16 protein-coding genes are annotated in these 21,596 nt (G+C 65.4%); 7 read left to right on the top strand and 9 right to left on the bottom strand.

Annotated elements, in window-relative coordinates; translation table 11 throughout:
• Positions 1 to 31: 31 nt before the first annotated feature.
• The 6 genes from accC to RPS27_RS26175 form a co-directional block, all read right to left on the bottom strand.
• Entirely contained in the window at positions 32 to 1,390 is a 1,359-nt protein-coding gene (accC, locus tag RPS27_RS26200) for an acetyl-CoA carboxylase biotin carboxylase subunit (RefSeq protein ID WP_211417228.1), read from the bottom strand.
• Positions 1,391 to 1,471: 81 nt separating this feature from the next.
• On the bottom strand, positions 1,472 to 1,963 hold the full coding sequence (accB, locus tag RPS27_RS26195; protein ID WP_194402295.1) for an acetyl-CoA carboxylase biotin carboxyl carrier protein: 492 nt from the start codon (positions 1,961 to 1,963) through the stop codon (positions 1,472 to 1,474).
• 37 nt (positions 1,964 to 2,000) lie between these two features.
• The gene (gene aroQ, locus RPS27_RS26190) at positions 2,001 to 2,468 is read right to left on the bottom strand and encodes a type II 3-dehydroquinate dehydratase (protein WP_074119570.1); all 468 of its coding nucleotides are present in this window, start codon (positions 2,466 to 2,468) and stop codon (positions 2,001 to 2,003) included.
• Positions 2,469 to 2,716: 248 nt separating this feature from the next.
• Positions 2,717 to 3,535, bottom strand: a complete 819-nt coding sequence (locus tag RPS27_RS26185; protein ID WP_211417225.1) for a DUF1236 domain-containing protein — start codon at positions 3,533 to 3,535, stop codon at positions 2,717 to 2,719.
• A gap of 207 nt (positions 3,536 to 3,742) precedes the next feature.
• Positions 3,743 to 4,510 (bottom strand): DsbA family protein, encoded by a 768-nt coding sequence (locus RPS27_RS26180; protein ID WP_212066295.1) that lies wholly within the window; start codon positions 4,508 to 4,510, stop codon positions 3,743 to 3,745.
• A 92-nt stretch (positions 4,511 to 4,602) separates the two neighbouring features.
• Positions 4,603 to 6,003 (bottom strand): M48 family metalloprotease, encoded by a 1,401-nt coding sequence (locus RPS27_RS26175; protein ID WP_194402291.1) that lies wholly within the window; start codon positions 6,001 to 6,003, stop codon positions 4,603 to 4,605.
• Positions 6,004 to 6,194: 191 nt separating this feature from the next.
• On the opposite strand from RPS27_RS26175, the gene RPS27_RS26170 reads away from it, so the two are divergent.
• From RPS27_RS26170 to RPS27_RS26160, 3 genes are all read left to right on the top strand, one after another.
• On the top strand, positions 6,195 to 7,382 hold the full coding sequence (locus RPS27_RS26170; RefSeq protein ID WP_212066296.1) for a pyridoxal phosphate-dependent aminotransferase: 1,188 nt from the start codon (positions 6,195 to 6,197) through the stop codon (positions 7,380 to 7,382).
• Positions 7,383 to 7,474: 92 nt separating this feature from the next.
• On the top strand, positions 7,475 to 8,032 hold the full coding sequence (locus RPS27_RS26165) for a biotin transporter BioY (protein WP_212066648.1): 558 nt from the start codon (positions 7,475 to 7,477) through the stop codon (positions 8,030 to 8,032).
• Between the two features lie 82 nt (positions 8,033 to 8,114).
• Positions 8,115 to 9,449, top strand: a complete 1,335-nt coding sequence (locus tag RPS27_RS26160) for a dicarboxylate/amino acid:cation symporter (protein WP_313754709.1) — start codon at positions 8,115 to 8,117, stop codon at positions 9,447 to 9,449.
• 66 nt (positions 9,450 to 9,515) lie between these two features.
• Here RPS27_RS26160 and RPS27_RS26155 read toward each other — a convergent pair whose 3' ends face one another.
• The 3 genes from RPS27_RS26155 to RPS27_RS26145 all read right to left on the bottom strand — a co-directional run bounded on the left by RPS27_RS26155 (position 9,516) and on the right by RPS27_RS26145 (position 14,772).
• Entirely contained in the window at positions 9,516 to 10,748 is a 1,233-nt protein-coding gene (locus tag RPS27_RS26155; RefSeq protein ID WP_212066300.1) for an FAD-binding oxidoreductase, read from the bottom strand.
• A gap of 26 nt (positions 10,749 to 10,774) precedes the next feature.
• Positions 10,775 to 12,271 (bottom strand): amidase, encoded by a 1,497-nt coding sequence (locus tag RPS27_RS26150; RefSeq protein ID WP_212066302.1) that lies wholly within the window; start codon positions 12,269 to 12,271, stop codon positions 10,775 to 10,777.
• Between the two features lie 107 nt (positions 12,272 to 12,378).
• Positions 12,379 to 14,772, bottom strand: coding sequence for a ribonuclease E/G (locus tag RPS27_RS26145; protein ID WP_313754708.1), 2,394 nt, complete (start codon positions 14,770 to 14,772; stop codon positions 12,379 to 12,381).
• A gap of 45 nt (positions 14,773 to 14,817) precedes the next feature.
• Here RPS27_RS26145 and RPS27_RS26140 point away from each other — a divergent pair, with 45 nt between their 5' ends.
• The 4 genes from RPS27_RS26140 (at position 14,818) to prfB (ending at position 21,595) form a co-directional block, all read left to right on the top strand.
• On the top strand, positions 14,818 to 15,594 hold the full coding sequence (locus RPS27_RS26140) for a hypothetical protein (RefSeq protein ID WP_313754707.1): 777 nt from the start codon (positions 14,818 to 14,820) through the stop codon (positions 15,592 to 15,594).
• 616 nt (positions 15,595 to 16,210) lie between these two features.
• Positions 16,211 to 17,506 (top strand): N-acetylmuramoyl-L-alanine amidase, encoded by a 1,296-nt coding sequence (locus tag RPS27_RS26135; protein WP_212066305.1) that lies wholly within the window; start codon positions 16,211 to 16,213, stop codon positions 17,504 to 17,506.
• Between the two features lie 335 nt (positions 17,507 to 17,841).
• Positions 17,842 to 20,355: a penicillin-binding protein 1A gene (locus RPS27_RS26130; protein ID WP_313754706.1), complete on the top strand. Its 2,514-nt coding sequence runs from the start codon at positions 17,842 to 17,844 to the stop codon at positions 20,353 to 20,355.
• Positions 20,356 to 20,463: 108 nt separating this feature from the next.
• Positions 20,464 to 21,595, top strand: a protein-coding gene (gene prfB, locus RPS27_RS26125; RefSeq protein WP_145659441.1) for a peptide chain release factor 2 whose coding sequence is annotated in 2 segments (ribosomal slippage) — positions 20,464 to 20,532 and positions 20,534 to 21,595 — 1,131 coding nt in all. Because the reading frame shifts where the segments join, the coding sequence is not laid out codon by codon here.
• The last annotated feature ends 1 nt before the right edge of the window (position 21,596 follow it).

Below are 21,596 nucleotides of genomic sequence, written 5' to 3'. Positions count from 1 at the left end.
GAGGCCAAAGGGTTCCCTAGGGCGACGAATATTATCGCGGGGCGGGTTCCGCCTTGCCGGCCAGGTACTGTTCCAGCCAGTGGATGTGGTAGTCGCCGTTGATGATGTCGTCTTCGCGCACCAGCGCGCGGAACAGCGGCAGCGTGGTCTCGATGCCTTCCACCACCATCTCGTCCAGCGCCCGGCGCAGCCGCATCAGGCATTCGGCGCGGGTCTTGCCGTGCACGATCAGCTTGCCGACCAGGGAATCGTAATAGGGCGGGATCATGTAGCCCTGGTAGACGGCGGAATCGATGCGCACGCCGAGACCGCCCGGCGGATGGTATTGCAGTATGCGGCCGGGTGAGGGACGGAAGGTCTCGGGGTTCTCGGCATTGATGCGGCACTCGATCGCGTGGCCGATGACCTGGATCTCGTCCTGCTTGGCGGGCAGGTCGCCGCCGGCGGCGATGCGGATCTGCTCCAGCACGAGGTCGATGTCGGTGATGCTCTCGGTGACGGGATGCTCGACTTGGATGCGGGTGTTCATCTCGATGAAGTAGAACTCGCCGTCCTCGAACAGGAATTCGATGGTGCCGACGCCGAGATATTTCATCTCACGCATGGCCTTCGCACAGGTCTCGCCGATCTTGGCCCGCGCGGCGGCGGAAAGGACGGGCGAGGGGCCTTCCTCCCAGACCTTCTGGTGGCGGCGTTGCAACGAGCAGTCGCGCTCGCCGAGATGGATCGCGCCGCCGCGGCCGTCGCCGAGAATCTGGATCTCGATGTGGCGCGGCTTCTGGAGGTATTTTTCCAGGTAGACGGAGGCATCGCCGAAGGCGGATTTGGCCTCGTTGGCCGCCGTCGACAGCGCCACCTGCAGATCGGCCTCGCTGTGCGCGACCTTCATGCCGCGGCCGCCGCCGCCGGCCGCCGCCTTCACCAGCACGGGAAAGCCGATCTTCCTTGCGATCGCCAGGGCATCGTCGTCGGGACCGACCGCACCGTCGGAGCCGGGCACCACGGGGATGCCGAGGCGCTTGGCGGTCTTCTTCGCCTCGATCTTGTCGCCCATCAGGCGGATGTGCTCGGCCTTGGGGCCGATAAAATGCAGATTGTGCTCGGACAGGATTTCCGCGAAGCGCGCATTCTCCGACAGGAAGCCGTAGCCGGGATGCACGGCGTCGGCGCCGGTGATCTCGCAGGCGGCGAGCAGCGCGGGGACGTTGAGATAGCTGTCCTTGGAGGCGGGCGGGCCGATGCACACGCTCTCGTCCGACAGGCGCACATGCATGGCATCGGCGTCGGCGGTGGAGTGCACGGCGACCGTTGCGATCCCGAGCTCCTTGCAGGCCCTGAGGATGCGAAGGGCGATCTCGCCGCGATTGGCTATGAGGATCTTGTCGAACATGGTGCCTCGGGGGCGAACGGGAAATAGCGAATGGCGAACAGGCAGGAGTAACTATTCGCTCCCCCGCTGTTCGCCGATCCCTCACTCAATGATCACGAGCGGCTCGCCGTACTCGACCGGCTGGCCGTCCTCGACCAGGATCTGCGTCACCGTGCCGGCGCGCGGCGAGGGGATCTGGTTCATGGTCTTCATGGCTTCGATGATCAGCAGCGTCTGTCCGACCGAGACCTTGCTACCGACCTCGATGAACGGCTTGGCGCCGGGCTCCGGCGCCCAATAGGCAGTGCCGACCATTGGCGAGCTGACCGCGCCAGGATGCTTGGACAGGTCGGGGCCGGCGGCGGCAGCAGGCGAGGCGGAGGCTGCCGGCAGGGCGGCGGGAGCCGCAGCCATCGGCACAGGCATGGTCGCGGCAACGCTGATGTTACGGGCGACGCGCAGGCGCAGGCCGGCACGTTCGATCTCGATCTCGGTGAGGCTGGTCTCATCGAGCAGAAGCGCGAGCTCGCGGACGAGCGCGGAATCCTCGCTGGAAAACTTTGCGGCTGCTTTGTCGTCTGGCTGGCGCGCCATGTTGTTTGATCCGAATGTTCTGATTGATGAGGGAGCTTCAGGCTTTGGGCTTGATGGCAAGCTTGGCGGCAAGGCCCTGGATGGCGAGGCGATAGCCCTCGATGCCGAAACCGCAGAGCGAGGCGAAGGCCGCGCGTGCCGTATAGGAGTGGTGACGAAAGCTCTCGCGGGCGTGGATGTTGGTCACATGCACTTCGACCGTCGGGATCTGAACCGCAAGCAATGCGTCGTGCAGCGCGATCGAGGTGTGCGAATAGCCGCCGGCATTGATAATGATGCCCTTCATCTTGCGGCGATGCGCCTCGTGGATGAAGTCGATCAGCTCGCCCTCGCGGTTGGACTGCCGGCAATCCGCCTTGAGACCGAACGTCGCCGCCGTCTCCCGGCACAGCGCCTCGACGTCGGCCAGCGTCGCGTGGCCATACTTCTCCGGCTCGCGCGTCCCCAACATGTTGAGGTTCGGCCCGTTCAGGACGAGGATCGTGTCGGTTGCTGGTTCGGCCATTCCAATCCCGCAAAGAGGTGCTCGGCGTGGCGGGGGTTATAGGTAACAAAGCGCGTGAGGGGAAGCCTTGAAGGCCTCCCGGAGGGGTTCAAGTACCTCATCCAGTGCGCAAAAACCTGTGTGGAAACCACGGAAATTGCTTGTTAACCAGTCCAAAGGATGGCTGGCGGCCGAGGCGCGCGGGGTCCATAGGCCAAAAGCCCCTGCCGATCTTTCGGCAGGGGCTCGTTTGGTGGTCAGCGAGCGGCTTAGCCCTCGATGATGTACACGATCTCGCGCGTCTGCGGACGGACGATGACGTACTGGCCGCGGACGAAGATCACTTCATAGCCACGCCACTGCGGGTAGATCTCGACGATCCGGGGCGGCAGCGGGTGGAAGTGGACTGACGCCGGGACCGCGGTGCCGACCGAGATGTTGAAGTTGACGTTCGTGGTCTCCTCGATCTTGGTCGACTTGATCGCGGTCGAGATTTCCGTCCGCTTCTCGGGCGGCGGCGCGGCGGCGGTGGCCGGAGCGTTGCCGGTCGTGGTCTGCGACTTGGTGTCGGTGGAGGCGGGGCGGTTCTCGGCATTGTTGCTCTTGGCAGCGTCGCCGGCCTTGTTGTCCTCGGCCTTCATGTCCTTGGCACCGGACTTGGTGGAATCGGACTTGGTCGTCGAGTCCGAGCTCATGCTCTTCGACTTGTCCTGCGCAGACTTATCCTGCGTGCCCTGGGCGTGCTCGCCCTTCATGCCGGCCTTCTCGTCAGCCGCGTTCTTGTTCATCGTGCCGGACTTTTCCATCCCGCCGGACTTTTCCGTGGCGCCGGATTTCTGCATCGCGCCGGACGACTTGTCGTCGCCGGGCTTCATGGCGCCGCCGGCCTGGCCAACGGTACCCTTGTCATGGCTCACGGAATCGCGGCCCATCGAGCCGCCGCGCTCAGCGGCGCCGCCGGAGGGCTGGGAGTGCTGCATCTGCTGCGAACCAGCGCCGCTATCGCGACCCTTGTCCTGTGCGTTCGCCAGACCGGCGCCCGCAACGAGGGCGACTGCGGCAACTGAGATCATAAAGCGGTTCAACATCGAATTCTCCTCACGTGTTTCTTTGCGTCATTGCCCGCGCCAACAACGAAAGGAGGTTTCAGTTGTTCCGGAACTTCGGCTGTTCCGCGGCATTTGTTTGTTGAACGCCAGATGAATGAACTTGCACGAAGACGCCAAGCTTCGCGCAAGAAAAAAGGCCGGCTTTCCAGCCAGCCTCTTCGTGTTTCACGATCGCAATACGTGCGATCAACAAGTCGCCTTGCCGCAGCGGGCGATGCCGATCTTTTCCTTGAGGCCTTCGACGCCGACGGCGCCGATCACGATCTGCTTGCCGATGACGTAGCTCGGCGTGCCGTTCATGCCCATCGCTTCAGCGAGCTTGAAATTCTCCTCGATGGTGGCGCGCACCTCGGGGCTGGCGATGTCCTTCTCGATCCTCGCGGTGTCGAGGCCGGCTTCCTTGGCCGCTTGAAGCGCGCGTGCCTTGTCGGCGGCGCCGCGGCCACCGAGCAGCTTCTGGTGAAAGTCGAGATATTTCTTGCCGGTGGGATCCTGCATGCGCACGGCGACCGCGACCTGCGCCGCTTCGACAGAGCCCTGGCTGAGCACCGGAAACTCCTTCAGCACGACCTTCAGCTTCGAATCGCCTTTCATGATGGTGAGCATGTCGTCCATCGCGCGCTTGCAGTAGCCGCAATTGTAATCGAAGAACTCGACGAAGGTGACGTCACCGTCCTTGTTGCCGAGCACGACCTGGCGCGGCGAGTTGAAGATCGCGTCGGCGTTCTGCGCGATGCTGGCCTCGTGCTTCTGCGTCTCGGCCGCGGCCTGACGCTTGCTGAGCTCGGCCATGGCCTCCTCGAGCACCTCGGGATGGCTGACGAGATAGTTCTTGATGATCGTCTCGATGTCGGTGCGCTGGGTATCGGAGAAGCTGTCTGCCGATGCAGGCACGGCTGCGCCGAACATGGCGAGCGCAAACAACGCGGGAGCAAGCAGGCGCAGCGAAGGCATAGGCAAATCCTCTTATCCAAAGCAGGTTTCGGAATACGTCCCGGCGGACTTAAAGCTACGGTCGTGACGTCGTGGTGTCAGGCGTCGTGGTGTCAGTTGCGCGGCGGCTTGGCCGCCACGATGTCGTCGGCCTTGACCCATCCGGGCGTACCGACGGCAAAACGGGTTTTCGCGCGCGTGGCGAGCTCGCGGGCGGTCTTGTTGTCGCCGCGCAAGTAAGCGGCCTGGGCCGATGCGAGATCCGCCTCGGCATAATCTCCCTTCCGGCCATAGGCCATCGCGAGCTGGCTATAACCGAGGATGGCCTCGGGCTCCCGCGCCACCGCGGCGCGGAGAATCCGAACGGCGTCGTCGGTGTAGGCCTTATTATCGGTTCCAACCAGAGCCTGCCCAAGTAACATCTCGATGAGGGGTGAATTGTTCGAGAGTGCGACAGCCTTGCGCAGGGCAGGGATGGCGTCGGCCGGCTTGCCGCTTTCCAGGAGGGCCTGGCCGCGCACCTCGTAGAAGTACGGGTTGTTCGGCTGAACCTGGATCAGCGCGTCGATCTGGGTGAGCGCGCTGCGCAAATCGCCGTGCAGATAGGTGCTGATGGCGCGGGCATAGCGCGCCGGCATGCTGTCATTGGTCTGGGGATAGCGGCGGTACACCGTCTCGGGCCGCTCCATGAAGGCGGAGATCTTGGCGCGCACCATGTCGTGGCGGAGCTGGAGCGCGGCATCGTCCTTCTTGTTCCAATAGGGGCTGGAGCTCGCGAACTCCTGCAGCGCGGCAACGCGCTCGGCGGGCATCGGATGCGACTGGAGATAGGGGTCGGCGCCGCGCGCAGCGAACAGGCTCTCGCTGGTGAAGCGCTTGAAGGTCTCGTACATGCCCTTCGGCGATTGCTGGGTCGCGGTCAGGAATTTCACGCCGGCGCGGTCGGCGTTCTCCTCCTGCTGGCGCTGGTAGGACAGCAGCGACCGGCGGATCACCTCCTGCGGCGCCGAGATCGCAGCGGCGCCGGCATTGGCGAGCCCGTTGTTGCCGCCGCTGCTGTTGCGCGTGCTGCCGGCGGCGATCGCGCCGGCGCCGAGCAACATCGCGATGATCATCTGGGTCTGTGCCGCGGCGAGCTGCTCACGCAGCTTGGACAGATGGCCGCCGGCCAGATGCCCGGTCTCATGCGCGAGCACGCCGATGATCTGGTTCGGCGTCTCCGACTGAAGGATCGCGCCGTAATTGACGAAGATGCGGCGGCCATCGGCGACGAACGCGTTGAACGAGTTGTCGTTGAGGATCACCATCTGGATGTTCTGCTTCTCCAGACCCGCGGCACGCAGGATCGGGCGCGTATATTCGCGCAGCAGCTGCTCGGTCTCGGTGTCGCGCAGGACCGGCGGCCCTTTGGCTTGCGCGTGCGCCGCGGAGAACGGCGTCAGCGCGATCGCCGCAGCCGTAACGAGGGCGGTGAGGGCGGAAGCCTTCTTGCGCAATGCGATCTGGAGCGACATCAAACGGTCTTGGTCAAACGGTCTGGACAGCAGTTTCGTGATTGGTTTTGGCGATTGGCGGCGGGCCGGATACGCGATATGCCCTTATCAGCCGTTCCCCTTATGAGCCGTACAATGCGGCCAGTCTGGGGCGCAAGCGCCCCGTTTTCCGGACCGGCCGCACCGGCCCGCCAGCGAAATAGCAGAAATCGATGCACGATGCGACTTTAAGGAACCGGTTGGGGCAGTGGCTCGAGCCCTCCCGCCGAAGCGATGTTCCCCCGTTCATGGTGATGGACGTCATGGCCGCGGCGGCTCGAATCGAGGCCGCCGGGGGCCATGTCATCCATATGGAGGTCGGCCAGCCGGCGGCCGCGGCGCCCAGGACCGCGATTGCGGCTGCCCACACAGCGCTCGAGACCGGGCGGATCGATTATACCTCCGCGCTCGGCATCCCCTCCTTGCGCGAGCGCATCGCGCGCCATTACCGCGATGCCTATGGCTGCGACGTCAGCCCTGACAGGATCGTGGTGACGACCGGCTCTTCCGGCGGGTTCATCCTGGCCTTCCTGTCGATGTTCGAGCCGGGCGACCGCGTCGCCGTGACGGTGCCGGGCTATCCGCCCTACCGTCATATCCTCACCGCGCTCGGCTGCGAGCCGGTGCTGATCGAGACCACGAACGAGACGCGCCATGCTCTCACCGGCGAGGCGTTGCTCGCCGCCCATCGCAAGGCGCCGCTGAAGGGCGTGCTGGTTGGCAGCCCCGCCAATCCGACGGGGACGATGATGTCGCGCGAGGCGCTCGCCAGCCTGATCGCGGCGGCGGAAGACGCCGGCATCCGTTTCATCTCGGACGAGATCTATCACGGGCTCGATTATGCGTTTCCGGCCGTCACCGCGGCCGCGCTCTCCGAGCACGCCCTCGTGATCAACTCGTTCTCGAAATATTTTTGCATGACGGGCTGGCGCGTCGGCTGGATGGTCGTGCCCGAAATCCTGGTGCGGCCGATCGAGCGGCTGCAGCAGAACCTGTCGATCTCGGTGCCGTCGCTGTCGCAGATCGCGGCAGAGGCTGCCTTCGACGGCGCGGCGGAGATGGAGGCGATCAAGCATGGCTATCAGGAAAACCGGCGGATTTTGATCGAGGGATTGCCGAAAGCCGGCCTCGCCAAATTCCTGCCGGCCGATGGTGCATTTTATCTCTATGCCGACGTCTCGGACTTCACCTCGGACAGTTTCGAATTTGCCAAGCAGATGCTGGAACAGGCACGCGTTGCGGCGACGCCCGGGCTCGATTTCGATCCCGTTCATGGCCGATCGTTCATTCGGTTTTCCTATGCACGCTCGCCCGGGGAAATGCGCGAGGCAGTTGACCGGATCGCTCACTGGCTTAAATAGCCGCCAGTTTTCGACCACATCCGGAGCTCATCTTGTCTGACCACCGATCTGTCCCGACCGCTGCTGCGCCACATTTTTCTCTTGCTGCATTGATGTGGCCGACCCGGCCGGGTGAAACGGTCGGTGCGGTGCGTGCCGTCGTGCTGGTTGTGCTCGGCACCGCATTGATGGCGCTATCAGCCAAGGTCAGCCTGCCGCTGCCCTACGTCCCCATGACGTTGCAGACGCTGGTGGTGCTGATGATCGGCGCGGCCTATGGCTGGCGTCTTGGCAGCGCAACCATGATCGCCTACCTCGCCGAGGGTGCGCTTGGCGCGCCGGTATTTGCCGGACCGGTGGGTGGAATTGCACCGCTGGTTGGCCCGACCGCGGGTTATCTGTTCGGTTTCATTGCGGCCGCTTTCGTGACCGGCTGGCTCGCCGAGCGCGGCTGGGACCGCAGCGTGGCGCTGCTGTTTGCAGCGATGGCGATAGGCCATATCGTCATTCTGGCCGCCGGGTTCGGCTGGCTGGCGTTCGGCCTCGGGCTCGGCGCTGCGAAGGCCTGGCAGGTCGGCATCATGCCGTTCATCGCGGCTTCGCTGGTCAAGAACGCGCTTGGCGCGACGTTGATGCCGGCAGCGCGAAGACTGATCGAGCGTCGCCGGTAAAGCGCGCAAAATTCGCGGTTCCAATTGACAGGGCCGGCCAAGTTGATCTTGGCTGGCCCAGCGTTTGAGGGGGAGTGAAACGATGACGACGACAACGATGGCGGGGGCACCGATCGCGCCGCCCGCAGCAAAGCCGTGGTACAAGGTTCTCTACGTCCAGGTGCTGATCGCCATCGTGCTCGGCGCCATCGTCGGCTGGCTGTGGCCGACGGTTGCCACCAACGAATGGATCAAGGCGCTCGGCGACGGCTTCATCAAGCTGATCAAGATGGTGATCGCCCCGATCATCTTCTGCACCGTCGTCTCCGGCATCGCCCACATTCAGGATGCCAAGAAGGTCGGCCGCATCGGCGTCAAGGCGCTGGTCTATTTCGAGGTCGTCTCGACCTTCGCCCTGGTGATCGGACTGATCATCGGCAATCTCGTGAAGCCGGGCGCGGGCTTCGGCAGTGGGGCGGCCAACGAGGCGGCCGTTGCCAATTACGCCAAGCAGGCTGCCGGCCAGAAGTCCGTCGACTTCGTGCTGCACATCATTCCCGACACGGTGGTCGGGGCCTTCGCGCAAGGCGAAATCCTCCAGGTGCTGCTGTTCTCGGTGCTGTTCGGCTTCGCGATCATGAGCCTGGGTGAGCGCGGCCACACCATCCGCAGCTTCATCGACGACGCCGCCCATGCCGTGTTCGGCGTCATCTCCATCGTGATGCGCGCAGCGCCGATCGGCGCATTCGGCGCCATGGCCTATACGATCGGCAAGTTCGGCACCGGCGCGATCCTCAATCTGGTCGGGCTGATCGCCACGTTCTACGTCACCGCGGCGCTGTTCGTGTTCGTCGTGCTCGGCATCATCGCGCGCCTGGCCGGGTTCTCGATCTTCAAGTTCCTGGCCTACATCAAGGACGAGCTGCTGATCGTGCTCGGCACCTCGTCTTCGGAAAGCGCGCTGCCGTCCCTGATGGAGAAGCTGGAGCGGCTCGGCTGCTCCAAGTCGGTGGTCGGCCTCGTGGTGCCCACGGGTTACTCGTTCAATCTCGACGGCACCAACATCTACATGACGCTGGCGACGCTCTTCATCGCGCAGGCGCTCGGCTACGATCTCAGCTTCAGCCAGCAGCTGACCATCCTGGTCGTGGCGATGCTGACCTCGAAGGGCGCTTCCGGCATCACCGGCGCGGGCTTCATCACGCTGGCGGCGACGCTTGCCGTGGTCGATCCGCGCCTCGTGCCGGGCATGGCGATCGTGCTCGGCATCGACAAGTTCATGAGCGAGTGCCGCGCGCTGACCAATCTGTGCGGCAACGGCGTCGCCTGCGTGATCGTCGCCTGGTGGGAAGGTGAGCTCGACCGCGACAAGCTCAACGCCAACCTCGCCAAGCGGATTGACCCGACCGACATTGAGACGGCGATCACCACGGACTGATCGCGCCCTCGGGCTTCGAATTGGGAAGGGCTGGTCGAGATCCTCGATCAGCCCTTTTGTTTGGGCCTAGAACCGCTCGGGCCGATATGGCAGCGGATCAATCGCCGGCGTCTCGTCGCTCATGATCTCGGCAAGCAGGCGTCCGCTCGCCGGTCCCAGGGTAAAGCCCTGGTGGCCGTGGCCGAAATTCATCCAGAGGCCGGGATGCCGCGGAGCTTGCCCGAGCACCGGCAGCATGTCGGGTGTGCAGGGGCGGGTGCCGAACCACGGATCCGGCTCGACGCGCTTGCCGAGGTCGATCAGCTCGCGCGCGGAGCCTTCCGCGCTGGCGAGCTGGACGGGCGTGGCGAGCGCGTCCATGCCGGTCAATTCCGCGCCGGTGGTGATGCGGATTCCCTTCGCCATCGGGCCCATGGCGTAGCCGCCGCCCTTGTCGACGAGCGGCAGGTCGAGCGAAGCGCCGCCGCTGTAATGCATGTGGTAGCCGCGCTTGCGCACCAGCGGAATGCGATAGCCGAATTTATGGAGGAGGTCGGGCGACCACGGCCCCAGCGTCACGACGGCGTGGGCGGCGTCGAGGCGGCCCTGGTCCGTGTTGACCGACCATCCGGTCGCGGTCTGCTGCAGCGACTGCGCATCGCCAAGCACGATGGTGCCGCCGCGACGCTCGAACAGCTCGGCATAGGCCGTGACGAGGGCGCCGGGATCGGACACCGTCCAGGTATCGAGCCAGTGGATGGCGCCGGGAAGATCGTCGCGCAGGATCGGCTCGGCCTTGGCAAGCTCGCTGCCGGACAGCACGCGGAACTTCACGCCGAATTCGTGCTGGTCTTGTTCTGCGGCCTTGATCGAAAGATCGAGGTCCGCGGCGTCGCGGTACAGCGCGCGATAGCCGGCGCGGCGGATCAGATTGTCGGCATGGGCTTCGCGAATGAGGATGTCGTGCTCCGAGGTCGCGTAGGCGATCAGCCGCGCCCAAGCCTCGATCGCCTCGCGATGCCGTTTCGGCGCCGAGTGCCACCAGTAGCGGAGCAGGGGCTCGACATGGAGGTGAAGCGACGACAGGCTGTAGCGCACGTCGTTGGTGCGGCCGGTCGCGATCTTGAGCAGCGTCGCGAGATCGCGCGGCATCGGATAGGGGCGGACCGCTTCGGCCTGGATCATGCCGGCATTGCCGTAGCTGGTCTCGCGGCCCGGCTCCCTGCGATCGACGAGCGTCACGGCCCAGCCGCGCTGCTGCAGGTGCAGAGCGGCGCTCACGCCGATCATGCCGCCGCCGAGAACCATTGCGCTTTGCATCGGAAGACTTCTCCTGTCGGACCGCGTTATTCCCAAGTGAGGAAGCCGGGGGCGGCGGACAGCGGCGGCGTCGCGGCAAGCCTCGCAAGGTCGGGGACCGGCCGGCACAATTGCGCGTCGCTCGCAAAGGCGGCCTCAATGCCTGCGGCAACCGAGAGCACGATGGCGTCGCCGCCGCGCGGACCGACGACCTGGAGGCCGAACGGCAGTCCCGCTTCGTCGAGGCCGAGCGGAATGCTGATGGCGGGATGGCCTGCAAGCGTGACGGCGTAGGCGAGCGCGAGCCAATGGAAGTAGGATCTGGTCGGAGCGCCATCGATCTCCGCCGGATGAGGCTCCGACCATGGCCGCGGGCTCAGCGTGATGGTCGGGCTGATCAGTACGTCGCAGGTTTCGAAGAAGCTTTGATAGGCGCGATAAATCTTGGTCTGCGTCGTCGAGGCCCGCGCATGGTCTTCGAGCGTGTAGCCGAGCCCTTCCTCGACATTGGCGCGGACATTCGGGCCGAGCATCTCGGGACGTTCCTTGTAGTTCTTGCCGTGGGTCGCCAGGAACATGCCTGCGCGCAGCACTGCAAAAGCGTCGTCGGCGCCGGCGCAATCCGGCGTTGCTTCGCGGGATTCTGCGAACAGCGGTGCGAGCCGCTTCACGCGTGCGCGGAACACGCGCCGGATCGCCTGCTCGGTCGGAGCGAAGCCGAAATCCTCGGTGAAGGCGAGGCGGAGCTTGCCGAGCTCTGCGGGGCGCGGGACGGCCCAGCGCTCGGCGCGCGCGCGCACAGCCTCGCCGGGCAGCGTATAGGCGAGCGGATCGCGGGCATCATCGCTCGCCATCACCGACAGCATCAAGGCGGTGTCGGCGACGTTGCGCGCCATCGGCCCGTCGGTCGACAGATTGGACCAGCCGAACGCCCGCTTTTCGCTGGCCACGAGGCCGTAGGACGGACGCATGCCGACGATGCCGGCGAAGCCTGCCGGATTGCGCAGAGAGCCGCCAGTGTCGGAACCCGAGGCGAGCGGTGCCATGCCGCAGGCGAGCGCCACCGCCGAGCCGCCGGATGAGCCGGCCGCCGAGCGCATGGGATCGAAGGGATTGCCGGTCGCGCCGAACACGGGATTGCGGGTGTTGCCGCCCGCCGCCCATTCCGGCGTGTTGGTCTTGCCGAAGATGATGGCGCCGGCGGCGCGCAGGCGCGCGACCGAGCCCTGGTCGGCCGCCGGGACGTTATCCTTCAGCAGCGGGCTGCCATAGGTGGAGCGCATCCCCGCGGTGTCCTGGGTATCCTTGATGAGAACGGGAAGCCCGTGCAGGGCACCGCGATCCTCGCCGCGCAGGATGGCGGCTTCGGCCGCCTTGGCAGCGGCACGCGCGCCCGGCTCGTCAAGCGTCACGACGGCGTTGACGGCAGGATTGATGGCGGCGATGCGGGACAGGCAGGCGTCGAGCAACTCGACAGGTGAGATCGCCCGGGCGGCCAACAGGCGGCGCAACTCGACGGCGCTGGAATCGCAAAGCTCTGACAATGCCGGTCCCCTCTCAGATTGCGCAAACGGCTTAGCACATCGGGACATCGGCGAAACAAAAACGCCCGGCAGTGCCGGGCGTCGTGTCTTGCATAGGTTGTCAGGCCTTATTCGCCGCCGCCAAAGCGGCGGGACCACCAGCCGGCGCGGCGCGGGGCGGCGGGCGTTTCGCTCGTCGCTTCCGGCGCAGGTTCAGCTGCCGGTGCGGGCGGGGTGACGGGCTCGGCTGCCTGGGCAATCGGGGCTGCCGGCTCGCTCGGGCTGCTCGACATGAAGCTCACCTTTTCGCGCACCGTGGAGCGGCGCCGCGCGGCCTTGTCGTCGGCGGGCTCTTCCTCCGCGGCGACGGGCTCGGGCTGAGCCGGAGCCTCGGTCTGCACTTCGGCGCGTGGCTCAGGCTGCGAGACTTGCGGCTCGGCGGCGCTGTGCTCGGCTTGCGCAATCGAGGGCGCAGCCTCACTGCCGAGGCCGTCGAAATCGGCAACCGCCTCGGCTGCTTCTGACGGTTGATTGGTGCCGAGTTCGTCACCGATGGAGCCGGCGAGACCTTCCTCGCCGCCACCGCGACGACGGCGTCCGCCGCGGCGACCACGCCGGCGCCGGCGATCACCGCTGCCCTGCTGTTCACCACGGGCTGCCAGTTCCTCGCCTTCCTCGCCGTCCTGCTCGGGTTCGGCATCGTCCTCGCCTTCGCCGGCCGCTACGGCCGCCTCGGGAAGGGTGGGGGCGCCATCCTCGCGCAATTCGCCCTCGCGCGGGCCACCGCGGCCGCGCCGGCGGCGGCGGCGCTTGCGGCGCTGGCCGTCCTGCTCGGACCCTGCGTCGCCCGCGGACTGCTCCTCGGCGAGACCTTCGCTCTCCTCGGTCTCGACCTCGGATTCGGTCTCCGGATCGAACTCCTCGTCGTCATAAGCTTCTTCGACCAGCGGCGGCGGGCTTGCGGCCGCCTGCGCCGCCAGCAGCGCCTTGGCGGCTTCCAGCGTATGCACCTGTTCGCCGCGGTCGATGAGGTAGGCTTGCGGCCCGCTGACGCTGGGATCCGCGATCACCGAGAGGGTGACCTTGAAGCCGTTCTCGAGATCGCGCAGGTGGCCACGCTTGTGGTTGAGCACATAGAGCGCAACGTCGGTGCGGGTGCGGACCACGAGATTGTGGGTCGCGCCCTTCATCAGGATTTCTTCGAGGCCGCGCAGCAGCTGCAGCGCCACCGAGGACACCGAGCGGACGTGGCCGGTGCCGCCGCAATGCGGGCAGGGATCGGTCGAGCTCTCGAGCACGCTGGCGCGGATGCGCTGGCGCGACATTTCGAGCAGGCCGAAATGCGAGATGCGTCCGACCTGGATGCGCGCGCGATCCTGCCTGAGGCAATCGGACAGCTTGCGCTCGACCGCACGGTTGTTGCGCTTCTCGTCCATGTCGATGAAGTCGATGACGATCAGGCCGGCGAGGTCGCGCAAGCGGAGCTGGCGGGCGACCTCTTCGGCCGCCTCCAGATTGGTCTTGAGCGCGGTGTCCTCGATATGGTGCTCGCGCGTCGATCGGCCGGAGTTGACGTCGATCGAGACCAGCGCCTCGGTCTGGTTGATCACGATGTAGCCGCCGGAGCGCAGCTGCACGGTCGGCGAGAACATCGCATCGAGCTGGCTCTCGACGCCCATGCGCGAGAACAACGGCTGGCCGTCGCGATACTGCTTCACCGCGCTGACATTGGCGGGCATCAGCATCTTCATGAAGTCGCGCGCTTCGCGGTAGCCGGATTCACCGGCAACCGAGATTTCGTCGATCTCCTTGTTGTAGAGGTCGCGCAGCGAACGCTTGATCAGCGAGCCTTCCTCGTAGACGAGGGTCGGGGCCTGCGACTTCAGCGTGAGGTCACGCACCGTCTCCCACATCCGGATCAGATATTCGAAGTCGCGCTTGATCTCGGGCTTGGTCCGGGCGGCGCCGGCGGTGCGCAGGATGATGCCCATGCCTTCCGGCACGTCGAGATCCTGAACTACTTCCTTCAGGCGGGAACGGTCCTGGGCGCTGGTGATCTTGCGGCTGATGCCGCCGCCGCGCGCCGTGTTCGGCATCAAGACGGCATAGCGGCCGGCCAGCGACAGATAGGTCGTCAGCGCGGCGCCCTTGTTGCCACGCTCTTCCTTGACGACCTGCACCAGCATCACCTGGCGGCGCTTGATGACTTCCTGGATCTTGTACTGGCGGCGCGGACGGAACGTACGCTCCGGCACTTCCTCCAGCACGTCGTCGCCGCCGACGGATTCGACGACTTCCTCTTCGGCTTCCTCGTCGTCCTCATCTTCGTCGTCTTCTTCGCCAGTTGCTTCAGCAGCCTCGGCAAGCGACGTTTCGGCATTCTCTCCGCCGCCGTACACCGCATCAGCGGGCTCATCGGCCGACGTCACGGCCTCGGCCAGAGCTTCCGCATGCGCCTCGGGCGCGTGAGATTCGAAGGTCTGGGCCTCCTGCGGCTCGGCAGCGATCTCGGTCGCGACCACGGGCTCGGCGCCGACGGCCGCGACAGGCGCGGGCGTCTCGCCGGCATGATCATGGTCGTGATGATCGTGCTGGTGATCGTGACCATGGTCGTGGTCGTGGTCGTGGTCATGGGCGTGCTGGTCATCATGGGCATGATGATCGTCGTGATCATGCTCGCCATGAGCAGGTTCGCCCTGATCGTCGTCGTGGTGATCGTGGCCTTCGTGCTCACCACGGTGCTCTGCATCGGCGTGCGAATGCTCGCCGTCGTGCAAGGCGCCCTCGGCATGCTCCGGCTGCGCCGCGCCCTCGATCGGCTGGGCGGCGGGATCAGCGCCGGCGTCGAGGCCTTCGACGATGTCGCTGCGCACGCGCTCGCCATGACCACGGCGGCGGGCATTGCGGTGGCGCGAGCGGCGGCGTCCGTGGGAGCGGTTCTCGCTCTCCTCTTCGGCCTCACGATGGGCCTGTTCCTCGGCCTCGATCAGCGCCTGCCGGTCGGCGACCGGGATCTGATAGTAGTCGGGATGGATTTCACTGAAGGCGAGGAAACCGTGGCGGTTGCCGCCATATTCGACGAAGGCGGCTTGGAGCGAGGGTTCGACCCTTGTGACCTTGGCGAGGTAGATATTCCCGCGCAGTTGCTTGCGTTGCGCGGTCTCGAAATCAAACTCTTCGACGCGATTGCCGCGGACCACGACGACCCGGGTCTCTTCCGGGTGGGTGGCATCGATCAACATCTTGTTGGGCATGTCTTAACTCTTGGCGGCGGCGGGCGCGATTCACCGTGGGCGCGTATCGCGCCGCCGGGTGACGCGACGGTCCACCTGATTCGGGGGTGAGGGGAAGGCCGAAACGCCGTCTCTCGCGCCTTGCCGGACCGGAAGCTTCAGGACCAAGGCGGCGCGCGGGATTGTCACTCCGCAGCGTCGCGAATGGTCCTTCAGAATTCGTCGGCACAGTCTGGCGCATCAAGCGTCGGCCCGTATGAAACACTGGGCGGCGAGGCCGCCCTTCAATCAGTTGCTGCTGGCCAGGCATGGCGCGAGCGCGCTCGCCTTGGGGATCACGAACCGCTCCCTTGGGATCAAGGGATCGGGTAATGGGTTACATCGCTGTCAGAACCGCCCCGGCAACGAAAGTGGTAACCCGGGACCGTTCCGCCGCCGGCGCTTGACCCGTTCCACTCGCTGCCGCGCACCGCGCTGGTCTTAGAGGGAAACGGAAAACGCTGGAATTCCCAAACCTTGAGAGTTCCGGCGGTGCACCGGGAGGCTGAATGCGACACAACCTGAAATATCGGCCGTCAGCATTCCGTACATACGAGGAATGAGCCATCCGTGCAAGGGAGCGTCGCACGGCGGTCACAGTCGCCGAGTTTCGCGTTTCTGTCATTAAGGATCGATTAACCCTGTGGTTCTATTGCGTTAAAGAGGGCTGCTCGGAGGCACGGAATCGGTGGCGAGCCGCACAAATCAACGGGTTTTGCTGGGATGCGCATTGCTGTGCGCTGCAGCGTTGCCGTATGCCGATTCCTCGCGCCTGAGAGCGGCGGAGAGCCAGCCGCAACCCGCTGTTGCAGCGGCAAATTTTCCGATCGCCTCGGCCGCCCGGCTGGCCGGCGACGGCAAGCAGACCCGCTTCATTCTCGACATCGACAAGGCCGTCACCTTCCGCGCCGTCACGCTGGCCGACCCGTACCGGGTCGTCGTCGACGTGCCGCAGGTCAATTTTCAACTGCCGGCGGGGACGGGGGCCGGGGGGCGCGGATTGGTCAAGGCCTTCCGCTACGGGCTGGTCATGCCCGGCGGCTCGCGAATCGTGTTCGACCTGACCGGACCGGCCAAGATCGCCAAGTCCTACGTGGTGGAGGCGGCCAACGGCCAGCCCGCCCGGCTCGTGCTGGAGCTCGAGGAGGTCGATCGCGCCGCCTTCGTGCAGGCGCTCGCGCCCGAAAATCGGCCCGAGCTGCGGCCCACGATCGCCGAGGCGCCGCCCGCAGCGACTCCCGGGACCGCGGCCCCCGACACGGCGCAGCAGAAGGCCGATGGCCGCCCGGTGGTGGTGATCGATCCCGGCCATGGCGGCATCGACAATGGCACGCAGTCGAGCGGCGAGAGCGAGAAGAACCTGGTGCTGGCGTTCGGGGTGGCGCTCCGCGACAGACTGGAGAAGGCTGGCAAGTACCGCGTGGTCATGACGCGGGACGACGACACCTTCATTCCGCTCAACGACCGGACCAAGATCGCCCGCAATCTCAAGGCCGCCTTGTTCGTCTCGATCCATGCCGATGCGCTGCCGCGTGCCGAGGGTGATGCGCAGGGCGCGACCATCTACACGCTGTCCGACAAGGCGTCCGACGTCGAGGCCCAGCGGTTGGCGGATGCGGAAAACCGGGCAGATGCGATTGCCGGCTTCAACCTCGCGGAGGAGCCGACCGATGTCGCCGACATCCTGATCGACCTCACGCAGCGAGAAACCCGCACCTTTTCAAACCGTTTCGCCCGCCTTTTGATGGGGGAAATGAAGTCGACGGTGCGGATGCACAAGCATCCCCTGAAGTCGGCCGGTTTCCGCGTCCTGAAGGCCCCTGACGTGCCATCGGTGCTGGTCGAGATCGGTTATGTCTCCAACAAGGGCGACCTGGAGCACCTGGTCTCGGAGGGCTGGCGGTCCAAGGCCGTGGGCTCGATGGCGCAGGCGATCGACGGGTTTTTGACCAAACGGATGGCCACGGCGGGATCGTCAAACTGACGACCCGGGGATCGTCGAACTGACGACCCGGGAATCGTCGAACTGACGATCCGGAGACCGCGCAATTGACGGCCCCAAAAGGCCTTCAAACTGAAGGGGTTTTTGCGTCCCGCCGCAAAAGCCCTAGTTTGGCCACAGCGGGCGCTTTATAAAAACGCCGCAGGGGGTTCCGGAATCGGCGAGAATCCCGTTCGGCAAGCGTCTTAAGTCCGGCACAGATGGTATTGTGTAAGCCGGCGAATTCGCGACGTGAGGTTGGCGCCAGTTTGGGGTGCCAAGGCACCGATACTGGGCTGATACTGGGCTGATCCAGAGTTTGAACGGATAAACAGATAATGCGCTTGCTGGTGCGGTTCATGGGCTTCCTGTTCGCCGGGGGAACAGTGGTGTTCCTTGTTGGTGTCGGAGCCGTGGCAGGCTTGATCTGGCATTTCTCCAAGGACTTGCCGGACTACTCTCAGCTTCAGGATTACGAGCCGCCGGTGATGACCCGCGTGCACGCGGTCGATGGTTCGCTGGTCGGTGAATACGCCAAGGAGCGGCGGCTGTACCTGCCGATCCAGGCGGTGCCCAAGCTCGTGATCAACGCGTTTCTCGCGGCCGAGGACAAGAACTTCTACGAGCATGGCGGCATCGACTACACCGGCATGGCGCGCGCGGGTCTGGTCTATATCCAGAACTACGGCTCGAACCGCCGTCCGCAGGGTGCCTCCACCATCACCCAGCAGGTCGCCAAGAACTTCCTTCTCACCAACGAGGTCTCCTTCGCGCGCAAGATCAAGGAAGCCTTGCTCGCGATGCGCATCGAGAAGACCTATTCGAAGGACAAGATCCTCGAACTGTATCTCAACGAGATCTATCTCGGCCTCGGCGCCTACGGCATCGCAGCCGCTTCGCTGGTCTATTTCGACAAGTCGGTGAACGAGCTGACGGTGGCGGAGGCGTCCTACCTGGCGGCGCTGCCGAAGATGCCGGCGACCCTGCATCCGGTGCGCAACCGTGACCGCGCCATCGAGCGTCGCAACTATGTCGTCGACCGCCTGCTGGAGAACGGCTGGATCAAGCAGGCCGACGCTGACAAGGCGCGCAAGGAGCCGCTGGCCGTCACCAGCCGCTCCAACGGGGCCCACACCTTCGCCGGCGAATATTTCGCCGAGGAAGTTCGCCGCGACATCTTCGAGCGCTACGGCGAGAAGAAGTTGTACGAAGGTGGTCTGTCCGTCCGCACCACGCTGGATCCGAAGATCCAGGTCATGGCGCGCAAGGCGATGGTCACCGGCCTCGTGAATTATGACGAGCAGCAGGGCTATCGCGGCGCCATGAGCAAGCTCGATATTTCGGGCGACTGGGGCGTCAAGCTCGCCGAGATCAAATCGCTCTCCGACATCTCGCCGTGGCGCATGGCGGTGGTGCTGGAGACCAGCGACCAGTCGGCGCGCATCGGCTTCCAGCCGAGCCGCGAACTCGGCGGCGCCGTCAGCAAGCAGCGCGAGACCGGCATTGTCACGCTCGATGGCGTGCGCTGGGCACGCGCGGTTCAGGGCAATGCCAAGGGCAAGACTCCGACGTCCGTGGCGCAGGTGCTTGCCCCCGGCGACGTGATCTATGCCGATCCGCTCTATAGCAAAGAGGGACATCCGGTCGAAGGCCAGTACCGGCTGCGGCAAATCCCCGAAGTGTCGGGCGCGATGGTGGCGATGGATCCCTGGACAGGCCGCGTGCTTGCGATGGTCGGCGGCTTCTCGTTCGACCAGAGCCAGTTCAACCGCGCCACGCAGGCCTATCGGCAGCCGGGCTCGTCCTTCAAGCCGATCGTGTATTCGGCTGCGCTCGACAACGGCTATACGCCCTCGACCGTCGTGCTCGATGCTCCCATCGAAATCGATCAGGGTCAGGGCGCCGGCGTATGGCGGCCGGAAAACTTCTCTTCTGGCAAATTCCAGGGACCGGTGACGCTGCGCAACGCGTTGCGGCAATCGCTCAACACGGTGACGGTGCGCCTCGCGCAGGACATCGGCATGCCGCTGATCGGCGAATATGCCCGCCGCTTCGGTGTCTATGACGAGCTGCCGAACTACCTGTCCTACGCGCTCGGTGCCGGCGAAACCACGGCGATGCGCATGGTCACGGCGTACTCGATGCTGGCCAATGGCGGCCGCCGCGTGAAGCCGACGCTGATCGATCGTATCCAGGACCGTTACGGCCGCACCATCTTCAAGCACGACCAGCGCGAATGCCGCGGCTGTGACGCGCCGGGCGGCTGGAAGAACCAGGCCGAGCCGCAGCTGATCGACCGCCGCGAGCAGGTGCTGGATTCCATGACCGCCTATCAGATCACCGAGCTGATGGAAGGCGTGGTCCAGGCCGGTACCGCGACCGTGGTCAAGGAGGTCGGCAAGCCGGTCGCCGGCAAGACCGGTACCACCAACGAGGCCAAGGACGCCTGGTTCGTCGGCTTCTCGCCCGACGTCGCCGTCGCCATCTATATGGGCTACGACAAGCCGCGGCCGCTGGGTAAGGGCAATGCTGCGACCGGTGGCCATCTGGCGGCACCCATCGCGCGCGATTTCCTCAAGCTCGCGCTTGCCGACAAGCCCGCGGTTCCGTTCAAGGTGCCGGCCGGCATCAAGCTCGTGCGCGTCGTCTCGAAGACCGGCATGCGCGCAGGTCCCGGCGAGACCGGCGGAACCATCCTCGAAGCCTTCAAGCCGGGCACGGCGCCGCCGGACAATTACTCCGTCATCGGCGTTGCCGACGCAGACGGGCGCGGCGGCGGCATGCCGGCCTCGCAGCAGCAACAGCCGGATTCCGGCTTCTTCATGCGGCCCGGCACCGGCGGGCTCTACTAAGGCCGGATAACACGGACGATCGCGGTTCCGGCGGTTGCGCTTTGCAGCCGCCGCCGCTACATCCCCATCTCGAATTGCACGCGGGATTCCGCGAGACCAGAGAACGACATGCGCGCCGAAATCGAACGGTTGGTAGAAGAGATCAAGCAGTCAGTCGGGCTGCTGAGGAGGCATCTTTGACGTCGAGAAATCGACGGCGCGCCTCGCTGAGCTGAACAAGCTCGCTGAAGATCCCAATCTCTGGAACGATCCCCAGAAGGCCCAGAAGCTGATGCAGGAGCGGACCTCGCTGGAGGATTCGCTCTCGGGCATCGGCAAGGTCGAGCAGGAGCTCGAAGACGATATCGGCATGATCGAGCTCGGCGAGGCCGAGGGCGATGACGGCGTCGTCGCCGAGGCCGAAGCTGCCCTGAAGAACCTCAAGAAGGAAGTGGCGCGGCGCGAGCTCGAGGCGCTGCTGTCGGGCGAAGCCGACCGCTTCGATTCCTATCTCGAAGTCCATGCCGGCGCCGGCGGTACCGAGAGCCAGGACTGGGCGCAGATGCTGCTGCGCATGTACACGCGCTGGGCCGAGACGCACGGCTTCAAGGTCGAATATCTCGAAGAGTCCGAGGGCGAAGAAGCCGGCATCAAGTCGGCGACGATCCAGGTCTCCGGCCACAATGCCTATGGCTGGCTGAAGACGGAAGCCGGCGTGCACCGCCTCGTCCGCATCTCGCCGTTCGATTCCAACGCGCGGCGGCACACCTCGTTCTCGAGCGTGCAGGTGTTTCCGGTCATCGACGACAGCATCAAGATCGACATCAAGGAATCCGACGTCCGCGTCGACACGATGCGGTCGGGCGGCGCCGGCGGCCAGCACGTCAACAAGACCGAATCCGCGGTGCGCCTCACGCATATTCCAACCGGCGTTGCCGTGGTCTGCCAGGCCGGCCGCTCCCAGCACAAGAACCGGGCCCAGGCCTGGGACATGCTGCGCGCGCGCCTTTATGAAATCGAGCTGAAGAAGCGCGAGGAGAAGGCCGCCGCCGACCAGGCCGCCAAGACCGATATCGGCTGGGGCCACCAGATCCGCTCCTACGTGCTGCAGCCCTATCAGATGGTGAAGGATTTGCGCACGGGCGTGCAGACCTCCGACACATCGGGCGTGCTCAACGGCGAGCTCGACGACTTCATGGCCGCGACGCTGGCGCAGCGCGCCTTCGGCACCACCGCCGGCGACGTCGAGGACGTGGACTGAT

Origin of the sequence: Bradyrhizobium sp. WYCCWR 12699 (assembly GCF_032144035.1) — a bacterium.
Taxonomy (GTDB): Bacteria; Pseudomonadota; Alphaproteobacteria; order Rhizobiales; family Xanthobacteraceae; genus Bradyrhizobium.
This window is presented reverse-complemented; position numbering and strand designations above follow the sequence as displayed.

Excerpts from the sequence above, each read along its gene's own strand:
- accC (WP_211417228.1), bottom strand. The coding sequence starts at position 1,390 with ATGTTCGACAAGATCCTCATAGCCAATCGCGGCGAGATCGCCCTTCGC.
- accB (WP_194402295.1), bottom strand. The coding sequence starts at position 1,963 with ATGGCGCGCCAGCCAGACGACAAAGCAGCCGCAAAGTTTTCCAGCGAG.
- aroQ (WP_074119570.1), bottom strand. The coding sequence starts at position 2,468 with ATGGCCGAACCAGCAACCGACACGATCCTCGTCCTGAACGGGCCGAAC.
- RPS27_RS26185 (WP_211417225.1), bottom strand. The coding sequence starts at position 3,535 with ATGTTGAACCGCTTTATGATCTCAGTTGCCGCAGTCGCCCTCGTTGCG.
- RPS27_RS26180 (WP_212066295.1), bottom strand. The coding sequence starts at position 4,510 with ATGCCTTCGCTGCGCCTGCTTGCTCCCGCGTTGTTTGCGCTCGCCATG.
- RPS27_RS26175 (WP_194402291.1), bottom strand. The coding sequence starts at position 6,003 with ATGTCGCTCCAGATCGCATTGCGCAAGAAGGCTTCCGCCCTCACCGCC.
- RPS27_RS26170 (WP_212066296.1), top strand. The coding sequence starts at position 6,195 with ATGCACGATGCGACTTTAAGGAACCGGTTGGGGCAGTGGCTCGAGCCC.
- RPS27_RS26165 (WP_212066648.1), top strand. The coding sequence starts at position 7,475 with ATGTGGCCGACCCGGCCGGGTGAAACGGTCGGTGCGGTGCGTGCCGTC.
- RPS27_RS26160 (WP_313754709.1), top strand. The coding sequence starts at position 8,115 with ATGACGACGACAACGATGGCGGGGGCACCGATCGCGCCGCCCGCAGCA.
- RPS27_RS26155 (WP_212066300.1), bottom strand. The coding sequence starts at position 10,748 with ATGCAAAGCGCAATGGTTCTCGGCGGCGGCATGATCGGCGTGAGCGCC.
- RPS27_RS26140 (WP_313754707.1), top strand. The coding sequence starts at position 14,818 with ATGATCATGGTCGTGATGATCGTGCTGGTGATCGTGACCATGGTCGTG.
- RPS27_RS26130 (WP_313754706.1), top strand. The coding sequence starts at position 17,842 with ATGCGCTTGCTGGTGCGGTTCATGGGCTTCCTGTTCGCCGGGGGAACA.